The 16,001-nt window shown below is 40.7% G+C and carries 10 protein-coding genes; 3 read left to right on the top strand and 7 right to left on the bottom strand.

What is annotated here, in order from left to right; genetic code table 11:
- Positions 1-21: 21 nt before the first annotated feature.
- From BA1_RS10060 to BA1_RS10030, 7 genes are all read right to left on the bottom strand, one after another.
- Positions 22-2,166 carry an ArnT family glycosyltransferase gene (locus tag BA1_RS10060; RefSeq protein WP_008358425.1) on the bottom strand — a complete coding sequence of 715 codons (2,145 nt, stop codon included), beginning with the start codon at positions 2,164-2,166 and terminating at the stop codon, positions 22-24.
- Between the two features lie 190 nt (positions 2,167-2,356).
- The gene (locus BA1_RS10055) at positions 2,357-3,772 is read right to left on the bottom strand and encodes a HAMP domain-containing sensor histidine kinase (RefSeq protein WP_008358423.1); all 1,416 of its coding nucleotides are present in this window, start codon (positions 3,770-3,772) and stop codon (positions 2,357-2,359) included.
- On the bottom strand, positions 3,769-4,455 hold the full coding sequence (locus BA1_RS10050; RefSeq protein ID WP_008358421.1) for a response regulator transcription factor: 687 nt from the start codon (positions 4,453-4,455) through the stop codon (positions 3,769-3,771). Before BA1_RS10050 ends, BA1_RS10055 begins: the two co-directional genes overlap by 4 nt.
- The gene (locus BA1_RS10045; protein WP_008358419.1) at positions 4,452-5,435 is read right to left on the bottom strand and encodes a YncE family protein; all 984 of its coding nucleotides are present in this window, start codon (positions 5,433-5,435) and stop codon (positions 4,452-4,454) included. The genes BA1_RS10050 and BA1_RS10045 overlap by 4 nt, the downstream gene beginning before the upstream one ends.
- A 275-nt stretch (positions 5,436-5,710) precedes the next feature.
- Positions 5,711-7,045, bottom strand: coding sequence for an MFS transporter (locus BA1_RS10040; protein ID WP_034739057.1), 1,335 nt, complete (start codon positions 7,043-7,045; stop codon positions 5,711-5,713).
- Positions 7,046-7,086: 41 nt separating this feature from the next.
- Positions 7,087-7,659 carry a TetR/AcrR family transcriptional regulator gene (locus BA1_RS10035; RefSeq protein WP_008358414.1) on the bottom strand — a complete coding sequence of 191 codons (573 nt, stop codon included), beginning with the start codon at positions 7,657-7,659 and terminating at the stop codon, positions 7,087-7,089.
- A gap of 90 nt (positions 7,660-7,749) precedes the next feature.
- On the bottom strand, positions 7,750-10,281 hold the full coding sequence (locus tag BA1_RS10030; protein ID WP_008358412.1) for a PEP/pyruvate-binding domain-containing protein: 2,532 nt from the start codon (positions 10,279-10,281) through the stop codon (positions 7,750-7,752).
- A 283-nt stretch (positions 10,282-10,564) separates the two neighbouring features.
- On the opposite strand from BA1_RS10030, the gene BA1_RS10025 reads away from it, so the two are divergent.
- From BA1_RS10025 to uvrA, 3 genes are all read left to right on the top strand, one after another.
- The gene (locus tag BA1_RS10025; protein WP_008358409.1) at positions 10,565-10,810 is read left to right on the top strand and encodes a CsbA family protein; all 246 of its coding nucleotides are present in this window, start codon (positions 10,565-10,567) and stop codon (positions 10,808-10,810) included.
- A gap of 291 nt (positions 10,811-11,101) precedes the next feature.
- Positions 11,102-13,087: an excinuclease ABC subunit UvrB gene (uvrB, locus tag BA1_RS10015; RefSeq protein ID WP_008358403.1), complete on the top strand. Its 1,986-nt coding sequence runs from the start codon at positions 11,102-11,104 to the stop codon at positions 13,085-13,087.
- Between the two features lie 7 nt (positions 13,088-13,094).
- Positions 13,095-15,971 carry an excinuclease ABC subunit UvrA gene (gene uvrA / locus BA1_RS10010; RefSeq protein WP_008358401.1) on the top strand — a complete coding sequence of 959 codons (2,877 nt, stop codon included), beginning with the start codon at positions 13,095-13,097 and terminating at the stop codon, positions 15,969-15,971.
- The last annotated feature ends 30 nt before the right edge of the window (positions 15,972-16,001 follow it).

The raw sequence follows: 16,001 nt of genomic DNA, 5'->3' as shown, positions 1-16,001 counted from the left end.
TTCCTCCTTTTAATAGATGAATTAATCAACGGATAGTTCGTAAAGGGTGCCGCTCTCCGTTCCGCCCATTCGTCCATTTGACTGATTATTTTGTTCCGATTGCTGGCTGTCTGAGCTGCCTGTTTGCTGATTCGTTTTAGATGTAGTGCTGTTCTGCCATTTAGAAGCAGAAACTTCTTTCCCATTTTTTTGAATCCAGCTCAGAATGTCAGAGCTTCCGCCTCTCATCTCAGAGAGATAGAAGTATTTGATTTTGCCGTCTTTGACGAGCTGTTTGAATTCACTAAGCGTAAGGATGTTATCAGATCCACTAAATCCACCTAATGCCATAACAGCTTTTCCTGTCTTAATAATGTAAGGCGAAGCAGTGGTTGCATCTGTTGTACCAAACAGGAACTCTTCCCCTGTATTGTTTTTCTCAAGGTAACTGATCAGCTTTTCATTGACTTGTGAACTCATGCTGCCACTTGAAGTTGCAAGCTGAGGACCAGCCTCTGGCAGCATACTGTTTCCTCCATAAAGAAGAGGTGTGCTTGCCCAGTACAATGGTGCGATCAGCATGCCAAGGATGGCGATGAGAGACATCAATTGTTTTAGTTTTTCTTTCCCTTTTATCAAGAGCAGTGCAAGGGTGGTTCCAACGCCAATGACACCAACTGCAATGCTTAATCCAAGACCAATCGTGCTTGTAAAGGTAGATAAGATAAAGATTTCAAATGCTGTCGTCACTATAATAGCAGTTGGAAGCAGCCATTTTTTAAAGCCGGTTGCTGTTTGGAACAATTGAGTCATAGACACCCATCCTGCTCCAGCTAATACAGCAATTGGCGGTGCCAGCATGATTAAGTAATAGTGATGGAAAAATCCTGCTACACTGAAAAATGCAGCGACCGGTATAAGCCAAGCTAACCAAAATAGTGTTTCTTTTTGTTTTGTATTGAGACGTCTTCTTTCAAATGCTGTTGAGAAGAAGATACCAATTGCACCAAAGATTGCAAATGGAAGCAGCCAGCTGATTTGATCGGATAATTCAGATTGGAATAAACGTAATGGCCCTTTTGTTCCTGTACCAAACATGCCAGAGCCGCTTCCCATCTTGCCGCCTCCACCATTTGGTGGGCTACCGCCATCTCCTCCGTCTCCTCCAGAAGGCATTTCAGATGCAGTTGAGCCGTTCGCGCTGCTTGGCGGCCCTTGCATAGACGGCTGTGTTTGACCTGAAGATTGATCCGAGCTGTCTGAGCTGCTTTGATTTCCATTAGATGGCGGCTGAGGCATAGTGGATGAATCATTGTCGTTTTGCTGTTCACCCTGCTGTGAAGGTGGTTGACCTTGACCCTCACTTGAACCACCGCTCATCCCACCACCGCCGCCAGACTGTTGACCAGTCAGCCGCTGAAGGCCGTTGTAACCAAAGGCTAATTCTAAAGCAGAATTGGATTGACTCGAACCCATATAAGGGCGATTGTCTTTTGAGGTAAGATCAACTGCTATAGACCAAGATGCAGATACACCTAACAGGACAATCATTGAAATCATGAGTGAAAGCAATTTCTTCTTCCATGTCGTTCGATAGGCAATGATGTAAAACAGGATAAGAGCAGGTACGATCATATACGCCTGCAGCATTTTTGTATTAAATCCGACCCCAATCATCGCAAATGAAGCAATGGCCCACAGCACTTTTTGCTGTTTTACAGCCTTGAACATCATGGCTGTTGCTAGTAAAAGTATAAAGACGAGTAAGCTGTCAATGTTATTTGTACGAGATACGGCAACTGCGATAGGTGTACAAGCCATAATCAGTGCGGCAAGTCTTGCAGCAGCCTGACCGAAAGTAGGTTTAACAAGTCGATAAATTAAATAAACAGATCCAATGCCAGCTAAAGCTTGAGGCAAGATTACACTCCAGCCATGCAGTCCGAAAATTTTGGCACTGATGGTTTGCAGCCAGAAGGCAAGAGGTGGTTTATCCACCGTGACATAACCTGCTGGATCAAACGAAGCAAAGAAGAAATTATGCCAACTTTGCATCATACTTGTGACTGCCGCCGTATAATAGGCATTCACCGTATCATCTTTCCAAATGTTATAAATGTTTAAAATGGCAGATAAGATCAATATGAAAAATAAATAGATATCAAATTTCTGAAAACGTCTCACCAAAAGTGTGTCACTCCTTTTTCTTTACTTGAAAAAAGTGTAACAAGCAAATATGAATAAATTGTTAATAAAAAAAGGCCAATTCTTTATTTTTCTGATGAATAAAAACAGCTCTTGAAATGAGCTGTTCTGTTTCACATTTGTATATAGATGTGAAGGATTTATAAGGTGAAGGAGAGTGTAACTGTATTTGTTATTGAGCAGGCAGATTTTCGCTGAATGCAGCACTTGGTAATTGAATGATAGCTGTCGTACCGAGTCCTGGTTCAGATTGAATATCAAACGTGCCATGATGCTTTTTCATAATTTGATAAACAATGGCTAGTCCAAGGCCAGAGCCTCCATCTTTTCTTGTACGGGCTTTATTCACTCGGTAAAATCGCTCAGAAACATGATGTAGGTCTTTCTTTGGAATCCCGCTGCCTTCATCTATCACTCTCAATTCAGCCGTCTTTTGGTGAACAGTTAATTCAATCGAAATCGATTTCCCAGAGGGGGTATAATGAATGGCATTGTCCAATAAATTACGCACCACTTGTTGAAGCCGATCGCTATCACCATATACAATACAATCCTCTTCAAGGGTCCGTGTGAACGATATCCCTTTTTGATGAGCGATGAATGTCATCTGATCAAGAACATCATGAATAAGCTGTGCAAAGACGATGGGCTCCATCGTTAGTGGGTAAGACTCCCCCTCTAATTGTGCAAGGTCTAAAAGATCATGCACAAGCCTGCTTAAACGTGCAGCCTCATCTTGGATGATTTGCATTCCTTTCTTTTGTTCAATGATGCCCTCTTCAATCCCTTCTGCATAGCCTTTCATATAACTTAAAGGTGTCCTAAGTTCGTGAGAGACATTCGCCAGAAACTCCCTGCGGTGCTGCTCAACCTTTTCTAAGGTAGAAGACAGTTTATTAAAGGAACGGCTCAGCTGATTTAACTCATCCCCTTTTTTTGTCACAGCCATGCGCTTTGAAAAATCACCAGATTCCATCTCCATTGCAATTTCTTTCATTTGATTAATCGTCTTTACGATTTTATTTGAGCTCTTATATCCGATAAAGAAAATCAGCAGCAGGATAAATAAAATGGATAGGCCAAGTGTCAATCTAATCTGAACAAACGGTTCATACACATCGGATAAAGGCATCGAGAGAAAAATCGTCCCTGATAGATCATCTTTGTTTGAAAATACAGGGATGGCAATCCCGAGAATATCTTGATGAAACTGGGGATGTTCTCTAATTAACACAACTGTTTTCCCTTGAAGTAGCTTTTGGCGTTCCTTAAACGTAATGAGATTATCATTTGTATTCGTATCAAAAGGAATACCACTTGAAAGCTCCATTGGATCATCAGTAAAAATAACACGCGCCTGACTTGAATCATTTGCCCATTTCATTCTGTCGGTAAAATACGTGTCTTTTCCGTGTTTGTGATAGACTTCTGCCAGCTTCTTTCCTTGTAAACTTAAGGAGTCAATCTGTTTATCTATATATAAGTGCTGGTATAAGTAATAGGTTAGTGCAAGAGCTGAGGTGGCAACGATTCCTATAACGGAAAGGATTAAGAAAAGTACCTTCTTTTTAATGGATAATGGCTTCATTCGTTCTCCTCAAATTTATAGCCGACACCCCACACGGTCTTAATATGCCGTTCGGCTCCTTTTAATTTCAGCCGCAATGTTTTAATATGTGTATCGACTGTTCTTAAAGAGCCGCTAGTTGAGTGTGACTCCCACAATTTTTGATAGAGCTGCTCACGGGAAAACACCTGGCCTTGATTAAGCAGAAGAAACATGAGTAAATCAAATTCTCTTCTTGTTAAATTAATAGGCTCTTTCTTTAGATAGACTTGTCTTCCATCTTGATCTATCTCCATGTCACCAATCTGCACCCGGCTGCGCTTTAGTGAAAGTCCTCTAATTCTTCTTAAGGTCGTTTCAATTCTTGCTGAAAGCTCACGCAGACTGAAAGGTTTCATGATGTAGTCATCTGCTCCTATTTCCAGCCCTTTAATTCGATCCTCCTCATAACTTCTAGCTGTTAAGAATAAAATGGGGATTTGGGAGGTTTGCCTGATACGCTGGCAGACTTCAAATCCATCCATTTCAGGCATCATGATATCTAATACAATAAGATCTACCTGCTCTTTTTCAAACTGACGTAAGGCATCCTTTCCATTATTGGCAGTCATCACGTGAAAGCCTTGCTTCTGCAAAAAGGCTCCGATTAACTCAAGCATATCTAACTCATCATCTACTATTAAAATATTCATCTGTTCTTTCATTTCTTTTCCTCCAACACGATAGCGTAAGGCCCTGATGGGATATTCAGCCGATTTTTTAACATGAATGTATGTTTATCAATGACTGATACTGAATTGTCATCTAAGTTGCTTACATATATGGATGAGGAATCGGCAGTAATATAATTCGGATTTTGACCGGTTTCAACAGAAGAGAGCTGCTGATTCCTCTTCGTATCTACTTTGTAGAGTGTATGGTCTCCATGACATAGTACATATAAAGTAGAGGCGTTTTTTTCTGAGAAAAATGCAACAGGCATGACGCCTAGTTTGATTTCCTGCTGTTTTTTTCCTGTTTTAGGGTCGTAAGCAAAAATACTTTTATTTAAGGTGCCAGGTTTACCGTGTCCTCCAATCCAAATGGAATGCCCATCAAAATGGATACCAGAAGGTCGTTCTAATACAGAAATGGTACGTATATTTTTTTCTTTTTCAATATCAATGACTGAAACGGTATGACTTTCTGCATTTAAAACAAACAAAGTTCCTGCAGAAGAAAGAGTCATAGAAGAAGGTAATTTTCCTGTCTTCACAGTTGCTTTTATTTTTTTGCGCTGCGTATCAATAAAATACACGGCATTTTTTTCTGAATCTGCTGCAAGTAAAGTGCGGGAAGCTGCATCATATGTAAGTGACGTCAGCCCTTTTTTCACATTCATATAGTCTGTTGCTGTTCCTTTTTTTAAATTGATTTCTATTAGAGATTGTCCTTCTTTACTTGAAGCAATGATGACGTCTTTGTTGATTTGAATAAGATCAGTGAGAGGATGTTTTAAATCAACGGAAGAGACAATTTTTTTCTTTTGTAAATCAACTATTGAAAAGGAGGCTTTTTTTAATTGAGAAATCACAGCAAACGATTGAGAGCTGCTAGGTGGCGTAAATTGCTGTTCTTTTCCACAGCCTGACAGGAAAAACAGTAGAGCTGATAAACAAATCAAAAAATATTTCACACGTTCCATCTTTCTGCTCCTTTGCGTGCTCTATTTTCAAAAAGCATAACACAAAAATTGTGAAAAAAAATCGAAGTTATGATTGCTGGAAGATATGAAAAAAAGCTTTTAGGTAGGGAAGTGGGGTGAAATTTGAGCTGAAATCCATTTTTCTTCTGAACATATGACATTTTTTCATGTTTAAAAGATGATTTTCACGGTTTGATCAATATGTTCTTCATAATGTAAAGTGACAGATAATCATAGATCCCCCGCCCTAAATGAACCTAGAGCGAAGGAAGTCATTAAGCAGAGTGTCCAGATGAATGAGAGGTGGACTTTGTTTTTAAGCGATGAGATAGGAGGAAACCAAGAATACCGGCGCCCATTAATACAATAAATAAAGATTGAAAACCACTTATAATTCCAATCAATGTAGATGAAATGATACTTCCGAAATATCGAAAGGTAGAGAAAATCCCAGATGCCGAACCTGATAAGCTCTGATCAACAGAGGTTAAAGAAGCCATCTGCATGCTAGTCATGCCAATACCGGATGAGATTCCCCCTGCGACTAATGTGATGATCAGGAGAGGTACATTTGGGTAACTGCTTAGTGTGATCAGCAGGATGCCTGATAAAGTAAGACAGAAAAATGAAAATCGAATCATTTTCTTTGCGCCTTTTACTGGATGGAGTTTTGCCCCAAGCAGTCCGCTAATAGACATACAGAGTGAAAAGATAGAAAGAATGATCCCGCTTTGTGTATGAGACAGCGTAAGTTGTTGTTCCATAAACAGCGGCATAATGAGAAGAATAGCGTACATCACAAAATTACTAAGCATGATGGAAAGGTTAGCGTTTGTAAAAGCACTATTTTTAAATAGGGCCAAATCAATGATCGGATTTGTTACTTTACGTACATGTTTGAAGAATAAAGGAATGGCGGTCAATGCAAGTATCCCATAGACCATGTATTCATTTAATAGTTGGCTTTTGGTGAACAGAATAAGTGTGGCGATCCCGATCGTTAAGTATAACGAACCGATGATATCTACATTGGCTTGTAAGCGTGTATGCTCCATCTTCGGAATCAGCAAGACGCCGGTCACAAGTGTGAGGAATAAAAAAGGAATATTCACTAGGAAAATGGAATGCCAGTCAAAGCTCTGAATAAGCATCGAGCCAATAAAAGGCCCAAGTGCAGCACCAATTCCTGCTCCAAAACCAAAGAACCCCATTGTTTTAGAGAGTTTTTCAGGTGATACCGTTGCCCGAATTAATGCAATGCTGTTCGGTGTTAATATAGCGCCACCTGCTGCTTGGATGGATCGAAAAGTGATGAGCAAAGCAAGATTAGGTGCGAAAGCACAGCCAATGGAGCCAATCAAAAAGAGTGTCACACCGGCTAAATACATGTTGCGGTGGCCGTATATATCTCCTAGCTTACCCGCAATAGGCTGAGTGACTGCCATCACAATAAGATAAATCGTAACAACCCAAGTAATGTTTGAAATGGATTGGTCGTAATAAGTTGATATAGATGATAGAGCTACTGCGATCATGGTTGAGTTGACCGGAACTAAAATAGCACCAAGTAACAAAGAATAAATAATCAAGCTCTCTTTTTTTAATTTCAATGTGTATACCACCTTTTTGTAAAAAAGAAGAATTTCACCCTTCAAGCGGGAGAAATTCCTCTCATGAAAATGTGTGTGCATGTCTCAATAAAATCTTCTTTCTGTGTTAAAACGAGTTGGAAGTCTAGCTCCAGCTGTTGAATGAAAAAACCGAAATACGTACTAATAAAAATGTCCGAGTAGATTTCTTCATTTCCTTTTAATACTTGATGCCGATCACTCATCTTTTTGAAATATTGTATCAGCATTTCCCTCAGTTCTTGAGGATAAATTTTTTCATGGTTTGCTAAATCCTTAAACATAGCTGGTTCTCTCATGCTGATATAAATAAATTCTTTTTTGGAAGTCAAATGTTCAAGGAAATAGGTACCGAGAAATTTTAAATCCGTGTATAAATCTCCTTTAAATTCTGCTTCTAGGGTTTTTGTCGGTGTTGATTTCATTTTCATCATGGCAGCAATCACGCCGCGTTTGTTTTTAAAGTTACGAAAAATTGTCGCTTCACTCACATTCGCTTTTGACGCAATTTCTTTAGTGGTTGTTTTTTGATAGCCCTTTTCCGACAATAAATCCATCGTTGCGCGAATGATTCGTTGATTTGTTGATTTTAACAAGCATACTCACCTCAGGTTATGAATGTGTTTGCAACAAAGTAAGTATACCGATAAAATCCATGACCGCCAATATGAACCAAAAAGTTCCGATTATGCCCTTGAATGTTGTTTTAATAACTGAATACGCCCATTGGCACCATCTACTGTAACAAGATCACCTGATTTTAGTTTTTCGGTGGCGATTCGTGTTCCTAGGACAGCAGGCATCATATACTCTCTAGCGATAATAGCGGAATGAGACAAAATGCCGCCAGAATCGGTGATCACGGCTTTGGCGTCTCTAAATAAGCTGGTCCATAAAGGCGTCGTTGTTTTGCAAACTAAAATGTCATCCTTTTGGAATTGTGAGAATTCATCAGCGCATGTAATGACTTTTACCCTTCCAGATACAATGCCGCTAGATGCGCCAATTCCGTGGATTACATCATTTGTGTTATTTTCATTTTCTCTTAACGAACCGAGCATTCTTTCTACTTGCTGTAATTCAGCTTCAGAGGGGCTGCCTGTATAAGCTGGCGGTTGAATCGCTTCATTTTCTTTCATTTCAATTTTTCTTTGCTGGATGACCGAATCGTATGTGATAGAAGTTGTAAGTGCTTTGTGTACTTCATCATCGTAGAGATACCAAAGGTCTTCTTGATGAGGAATGGCTCCTTTTTGGACAAGAAGTTCACCAATTTTCAAGAGATATAGTCTAGCTTTTGCATCTAACATGGCATCAATGTAGAAGTGATGATCATCTCGAATATTGGCTGCCTGAAGCGCAAAATGATAAAGTTTTTCAAATTTTGTTTTAAACGCTTCATCCTTTACTTGACTCATAAATTGCTCATAAGTTTCTCGTCTTTTGAGCACTGCTTGTGCAAATTCATCGTCAAAATCAGATTGGTACTGAATGTTATTTCTAATGATATCTAAGACAAAATCAGGGTTCTCTACCCATGTTTCATCTGTAAAATCATGACTTTTGACAGATCGCCAGCCATAGATTTGGAGAAATTCTTCTATTTTAGAAATGAAGTTCTTTCCTTTATCCGTGTGATTGAGCGCATATAATCGTTCTGGATTCGTTGCATGGTTTGTAAATGCCTGAAGAAGTTCTTCATCTTGAAGGACTTCTTTTGCCAGGTAAGATAGCTTTTGATCTGTTTCAAGAGACTTGTTCATCACACCTATCATCATTTCATGCAGCAAGACGACTTGTGTTTGATCACCGGTATATGTGACAAGCATATCTTCGATCATTGCTGATAGAATGACTTGTGGGATGACGATATCAAAATGATCGTCGTACGCTTTTAGATAAATATCTTTTAATTCTTTGAGGCCAATGATGGCTTCATCAGTTGTCAGAGGCTGATTGATTTGCCGATCAAGTTTTTCGTATAAGGGAAACAAGTTTTGCTCCAAAATGTGATACATTCTTTCGCTTAAACGGGGAAACAGCTCAAATAGACTCTCATCAAAAACTGGTTCAGTATCCGTTCCTGCTTCTGGCATAGATGGTGAAGAATACAGATGGCCTCTATAAAGCTTGATATCTTTAATATTGAGATCAGGCACTTGATACTTTTCTCCGCTTTTCTTCATCCCGCTTTTTAAAGCAGGGATGATTAGACTTGAAAAGAGAGGACTTGTTGGTCCAGGCATATGATCGTCCATTGAAATCCAGAAATCTTGCAGCTCTTCTGGCTGTATTTGAAAAGAAGCTCCTGCCACTTCATTGGCTGTTTTTGGAAGAACAGTGGTAATGGGTCTCGCTTGAAGTAAATAAAAAGTACCATTTGAAATTCCAAATTCAATATCTACTCCATGTCCGTAAAGTGCTTCGACTTGTTTGGTGATTTTCGTGATTTGTAACAATTGATCATCATGCAGACAAAACTGACCAGCCCTTTCCTTAGATACAGGCTGTTCAATGACGCCCTCTTGACAGGGGACAATTTGCAGATCTTTTGTTCCCAGTGATTTCTCAATAGAGTCCGTTTCTTTGTCTACAATAAACGTGTCTGGTGTCACAAGGCCGGAGACGATGGCTTCTCCTAGTCCGTAGCTTGCTGTCAACATGACTTCATTTGTTTTTCCTGATACCGGGTTCTCACTAAAGATGACGCCGGAGACGTCAGAATGGATTAATCCTTGAACGACAATTGCCATGAGCGGCATATCTTCCTCGGTTTCGACCATTTCTTCCTTATATTCTGTGACTCTTGCTGCAAAATAAGAAGACCAGCATTCTTTCACAGCCTGTAAAAATTCTTCATTGGTTTTGATATTCAAATAGGTCTCGTATTGTCCTGCAAATGAGGCGCCTTCGAGATCTTCCGCCACAGAGGAGGATCGAACTGCAACGGAGGGATATGTTTTGAGCAATGATTGAAAGGACGAAAGTAACTCTGTTTCCATTTGTGAAGGAAACGAAGCATTTTTGATTTTTTGTTCAAGCATTTGTTCAGTTGGATGCAGGTGGTGATAGGAAAGAAAGCTTGCAAAGCTGTTGGTTTTAATAATAAACCCATCTGGAACTGGCAGCCCGTGATTGTTTAATTTAATTAAATTCACGCCTTTTGCCCCTGCGAGTGATGCGGATTCTTCAGCCGCATGAAATAATACTGAATACATGGGAAAGCCCCCTTATTCAAATAGCCAATTGTTTGTCTGTGTCTCTATATTCTCAAGATGATAGTGCGCACTATCATTTTAATCATAGAATTTATTGGATGTAATTGTCAAAGACGTAAAGACCTATCTTTGGAAAGGGGACGTTCTCACTAATTCTCCTCCTCATCTATATCAAAAGTCTTCATTAGAGAAGAAAAAAAGCTGAAATTGAAAACTGTGAATTGTTCATTATGCCAATCTTTACTATAATCAAGGGAGTAGACCATGTAGAGGGAGGGTTATTGTGATTACAAAAGCCATATTTGCACTTATTTTTCCTTTCCTGCTTGTCATTTTATTTTCAAAGGTTACTTATAATCATTACGTTGGCATTGCTTTAACCGCGGCCCTTTTATTTGCCTCGTATATGAAAGGCTATACAGAAACTTACTTTATTGTAGGATTAGATATTATTTCTTTAGTAGCTGGGGCATTGTTTATGGCTAAGAAAGAAATTGAAAAGAGAGAGAAGGCTGAAAAACATCATTGATGTTTTTCCTTGTGATCAATCGAAAGAATACGTTTTGTACTGAGCTGTGCTTACGATTTTTAGTGAGTGCAGCTTTCTTTTTTGTGATCTTTCTGTTGATCGAATATCTCGCTCCAAAATGTTCCATACTGAAAGGAAGGTTTCTTGAGGTGGTTATTTGCCTCGGCAGAGAGGGTATGATGGTATTGGAAATAAAAATCAAGTGAGAAGCGAACTTTAGTTCGTATTTTTGTGTTCTTTTATGATAATATATTCATTAGATAGATTTCGTAACGAAACGGAGGCTTTGATGTGAGTGACCGCTTTGAATTAGTTTCTACCTATCAACCCCAAGGGGATCAGCCAAAAGCGATTGAAAAGCTTGTGGAGGGCATCCATCAGGGGAAACAGCATCAAACGCTGTTAGGTGCTACAGGTACGGGAAAGACTTTTACTGTATCAAACCTGATTAAAGAAGTGAACAAACCGACACTTGTCATTGCGCATAATAAGACACTTGCTGGTCAATTATACAGTGAGTTTAAGGAATTTTTTCCGAATAATGCTGTTGAATATTTTGTGAGTTACTATGATTATTACCAGCCAGAGGCGTATGTGCCTCAAACTGATACATTTATTGAAAAGGACGCCAGCATCAATGATGAGATTGATAAGCTGAGACACTCCGCCACATCCTCGCTATTTGAGCGGAGAGATGTCATCATCATTGCCAGTGTGTCCTGTATTTACGGCTTAGGTTCGCCAGAGGAATACCGGGAGCTTGTCCTGTCTTTGCGAACGGAAATGGAAATTGAACGTAATCAGCTTCTGCGTAAGCTTGTGGATATTCAGTATTCTCGTAATGATATAGATTTTCAGCGCGGTACCTTCCGGGTTCGAGGCGATGTCGTTGAAATTTTCCCAGCTTCACGAGATGAGCATTGTATCAGAGTGGAGTTTTTCGGTGATGAAATTGAGCGTATTCGTGAAGTGGATGCTCTGACTGGAGAAATACTCGGTGATCGTGATCATGTCGCTATTTTCCCAGCATCTCACTTCGTCACAAGAGAAGAAAAAATGGAAAAAGCCATTATCAATATTGAAAAAGAGCTTGAGGAGCAGCTTGAAAAGCTTCGTGAGAACGGAAAGTTGCTTGAAGCGCAGCGTCTTGAGCAGCGGACAAGGTATGACCTTGAGATGATGAGAGAAATGGGCTTTTGTTCAGGAATCGAGAACTATTCCAGACATCTAACCTTGCGTCCTCCGGGTTCGACGCCTTACACACTGCTTGATTATTTCCCGGATGATTTTATGATTGTGGTCGATGAGTCACATGTGACCATCCCGCAAATTCGAGCCATGTACAACGGGGACCAGGCAAGAAAACAAGTGCTGGTAGATCACGGATTCCGTCTGCCGTCAGCGCTTGACAATAGACCGCTCACTTTTGATGAATTTGAAAAGCATATTAACCATATTGTGTACGTATCCGCAACGCCTGGACCGTATGAGCTTGAGAAAACGCCAGAGGTCGTGGAACAAATTATCCGCCCAACTGGTTTGCTCGATCCAATCATTGAAGTGCGTCCGATTGAAGGGCAAATTGATGACTTAATTGGAGAAATCCATGCAAGGGTTGAGAGAAATGAACGGGTGCTTGTGACGACTTTAACGAAGAAAATGTCTGAGGATCTCACAGATTACCTAAAAGAAATCGGAATCAAGGTCAATTATTTACATTCAGAAATTAAGACCCTTGAGCGAATTGAGATTATTCGTGATTTACGTCTCGGTAAATTTGATGTACTCGTCGGGATCAATCTTCTACGTGAAGGTTTGGATATTCCAGAGGTGTCACTCGTAGCCATTTTGGATGCGGATAAAGAAGGTTTTTTACGTTCTGAAAGATCTCTCATTCAGACGATTGGCCGTGCTGCGAGAAATGCAGAAGGCCGGGTAATTATGTATGCGGACAATATGACGAAATCAATGGACATTGCGATTCAAGAAACAAAGCGGAGAAGAGAGCAACAAGAAGCGTATAACGAGAAATATGGAATTACTCCGCAAACGATTCATAAGAAGATTCGAGATGTCATCAAGGCAACGAAAGTACATGAGGATTCGGAAGAATACGAAACAAAAGCAGCGCCAAAGCTGTCAAAAATGAGCAAAAAAGAACGAGAAAAAGTGATCGAAAAAATCGAGATGGAAATGAAAGATGCAGCAAAAGCGCTTGATTTTGAAAAAGCAGCAGAATTAAGAGATTTATTGCTAGAGTTAAAAGCGGAAGGATGAATGCCTGATGGCTATGGAACGAATAGAGGTGAAAGGTGCTAGAGCCCACAACCTTAAAAATATTGATGTCAATATCCCGCGTGACCAGCTAGTGGTGATGACGGGATTATCTGGTTCAGGAAAATCGTCGCTTGCCTTTGATACTATTTATGCTGAAGGACAGCGGCGATATGTTGAATCTCTTTCAGCCTATGCACGTCAGTTTCTCGGTCAAATGGACAAACCTGATGTAGATGCCATTGAAGGTCTTTCACCAGCGATTAGTATTGACCAAAAAACGACCAGCAGGAACCCTCGATCAACAGTAGGGACTGTCACAGAAATTTATGATTACCTGCGCCTTTTGTATGCTCGAGTCGGAAAACCGATTTGTCCTATACACGGGATAGAAATTACGTCACAAACGATTGAGCAAATGACAGACCGTATTTTAGAATATCCAGAGCGTACAAAACTGCAAGTGCTTGCGCCAGTCGTCTCTGGCCGAAAAGGAACACATGTCAAAGTGCTTGATCAAATCCGAAAGCAGGGCTATGTTCGAGTGAGAGTTGATGGCGAGATGGAAGACCTGTCAGAAGAGATCGAGCTTGAAAAGAATAAAAAGCATTCCATTGAAGTCGTGATTGATCGAATTGTCGTGAAAGAAGGCATTGCTGCACGCCTGTCTGATTCTCTTGAAACGGCGCTTCGACTTGGTGAAGGTCGGGTCATGATTGATGTAATTGGACAAGAAGAGCTGTTATTTAGTGAGCACCATGCTTGTCCGCACTGCGGGTTCTCTATTGGGGAGCTAGAGCCTAGAATGTTCTCATTCAACAGTCCTTTCGGTGCTTGCCCAAGCTGTGATGGTCTCGGCTCTAAACTGGAAGTAGATCCAGAGCTTGTCATTCCGAATAAGGATTTGACTTTACGGCAGCATGCCATTGCTCCATGGGAGCCGCAGAGCTCACAGTATTATCCGCAGCTTCTTGAGGCCGTATGTACACACTATGGAATCGACATGGACATACCAGTCAAAGATATACCGCCGCATTTATTTGATAAAATTTTATATGGTAGCGGCTCTGAGCTGATTTATTTTAAATATGAAAATGATTTTGGCCAGGTACGTGAAAATGAAATTGAGTTTGAAGGTGTTCTTCGGAACATTGAACGCCGTTATAAGGAAACCAGCTCCGATTATATTCGTGAACAAATGGAAAAATATATGGCCAATCAGCCATGTCCGACCTGCAAAGGATACCGTCTGAAAAAAGAAACGCTTGCGATTCTCATCAATGGCAAGCACATTGGAGAAATCACCGATTTGTCTGTATCTGATGCCCTTGATTTCTATGAGAAAATCGAGTTATCTAAGAAAGACTTGCAGATTGCCCAGCTTATTTTACGTGAAATCAAAGAGCGCTTGTCCTTTTTAAATAATGTGGGCTTGGATTATCTGACATTAAACCGGTCTGCTGGCACATTATCAGGCGGAGAGGCGCAGCGGATTCGACTGGCGACTCAAATCGGGTCAAGGCTGACAGGCGTACTTTATATATTAGATGAACCGTCGATTGGTCTGCACCAACGGGATAATGACCGGTTGATTGGGACATTGAAAAACATGCGTGATATCGGAAACACGCTGATTGTTGTAGAGCATGATGAAGATACCATGCTTGCTGCTGACTATTTAATTGATATCGGACCAGGAGCAGGGGTTCATGGGGGAGAAGTGATTTCAGCTGGAACGCCAGAAGAAGTCATGAAGGACCCGAAATCCTTGACGGGACAATATTTATCTGGTGAGAAATTTATCCCGCTTCCGATTGAGAGAAGAAAGCCTGACGGCCGCTACATTGAAATTAAAGGTGCAAAAGAAAATAATCTGAAAAACGTCAATGTCAAATTCCCTCTAGGTGTCTTTACGGCTGTGACTGGTGTGTCAGGCTCAGGGAAAAGTACGCTTGTGAATGAAATTCTACTGAAGTCCCTTGCGCAAAAGCTTCACAGAGCGAAGGCGAAGCCAGGACAGCACAAAGAAGTGAAAGGAATGGATTATCTAGACAAGGTCATTGATATAGATCAATCTCCCATTGGCCGTACACCAAGATCCAATCCGGCTACGTATACAGGTGTATTTGATGACGTGCGGGATGTCTTTGCGCAGACCAATGAAGCGAAAGTGCGAGGCTATAAAAAAGGCCGATTCAGCTTTAACGTGAAAGGCGGACGCTGTGAGGCGTGTCGTGGAGATGGCATTATTAAAATTGAAATGCACTTTTTACCTGATGTATATGTGCCTTGTGAGGTGTGTCACGGGAAACGTTATAACCGTGAGACTCTAGAGGTCACGTACAAAGGGAAAAACATTTCCGATGTTCTTGAAATGACTGTTGAGGATGCCCTTCAATTTTTCGAGAATATCCCGAAAATTAAGCGGAAGCTTCAAACGATTTTTGATGTTGGTCTAGGATACATTACACTTGGACAGCCTGCGACGACATTGTCTGGTGGAGAAGCGCAGCGTGTGAAATTGGCATCTGAGCTTCACCGCCGTTCGAACGGAAGGTCTCTTTATATTTTAGACGAGCCGACAACAGGTCTACATGTGGATGATATTGCCCGGCTGTTAAAAGTGCTTCAGCGCTTGGTTGAAAATGGAGATACGGTTTTGGTCATTGAGCACAACCTTGATATTATTAAGGCGGCCGATTACCTTGTTGATCTAGGACCAGAAGGCGGTGCAGGCGGGGGAACGATCATTGCCTCGGGGACACCTGAACAAATTGCAAAAGAAAAAGCTTCTTACACCGGTCAATACTTAAAACCTATTTTAGAGCGTGACCGTGAACGAATGAAACAGTTAGTCAAAGAAACAGAAAGTGTGACATCCTCATAAAGGAAAACCCCTCCGGTCGAGGGGTTTTCC

It is taken from the genome of Bacillus xiamenensis, assembly GCF_000300535.1.
In the GTDB taxonomy this organism is placed as follows: Bacteria; Bacillota; Bacilli; order Bacillales; family Bacillaceae; genus Bacillus; species Bacillus xiamenensis.
The sequence above is the reverse complement of the archived record's forward strand: the minus strand, read 5'-3'. Positions and strand labels throughout refer to the sequence as shown.

What these genes read in the sequence shown, in the direction of transcription:
- BA1_RS10055 (WP_008358423.1), bottom strand. Translation starts at nt 3,772, where the DNA reads ATGAAGCCATTATCCATTAAAAAGAAGGTACTTTTCTTAATCCTTTCC.
- uvrA (WP_008358401.1), top strand. Translation starts at nt 13,095, where the DNA reads ATGGCTATGGAACGAATAGAGGTGAAAGGTGCTAGAGCCCACAACCTT.
- BA1_RS10045 (WP_008358419.1), bottom strand. Translation starts at nt 5,435, where the DNA reads ATGGAACGTGTGAAATATTTTTTGATTTGTTTATCAGCTCTACTGTTT.
- BA1_RS10050 (WP_008358421.1), bottom strand. Translation starts at nt 4,455, where the DNA reads ATGAAAGAACAGATGAATATTTTAATAGTAGATGATGAGTTAGATATG.
- BA1_RS10030 (WP_008358412.1), bottom strand. Translation starts at nt 10,281, where the DNA reads ATGTATTCAGTATTATTTCATGCGGCTGAAGAATCCGCATCACTCGCA.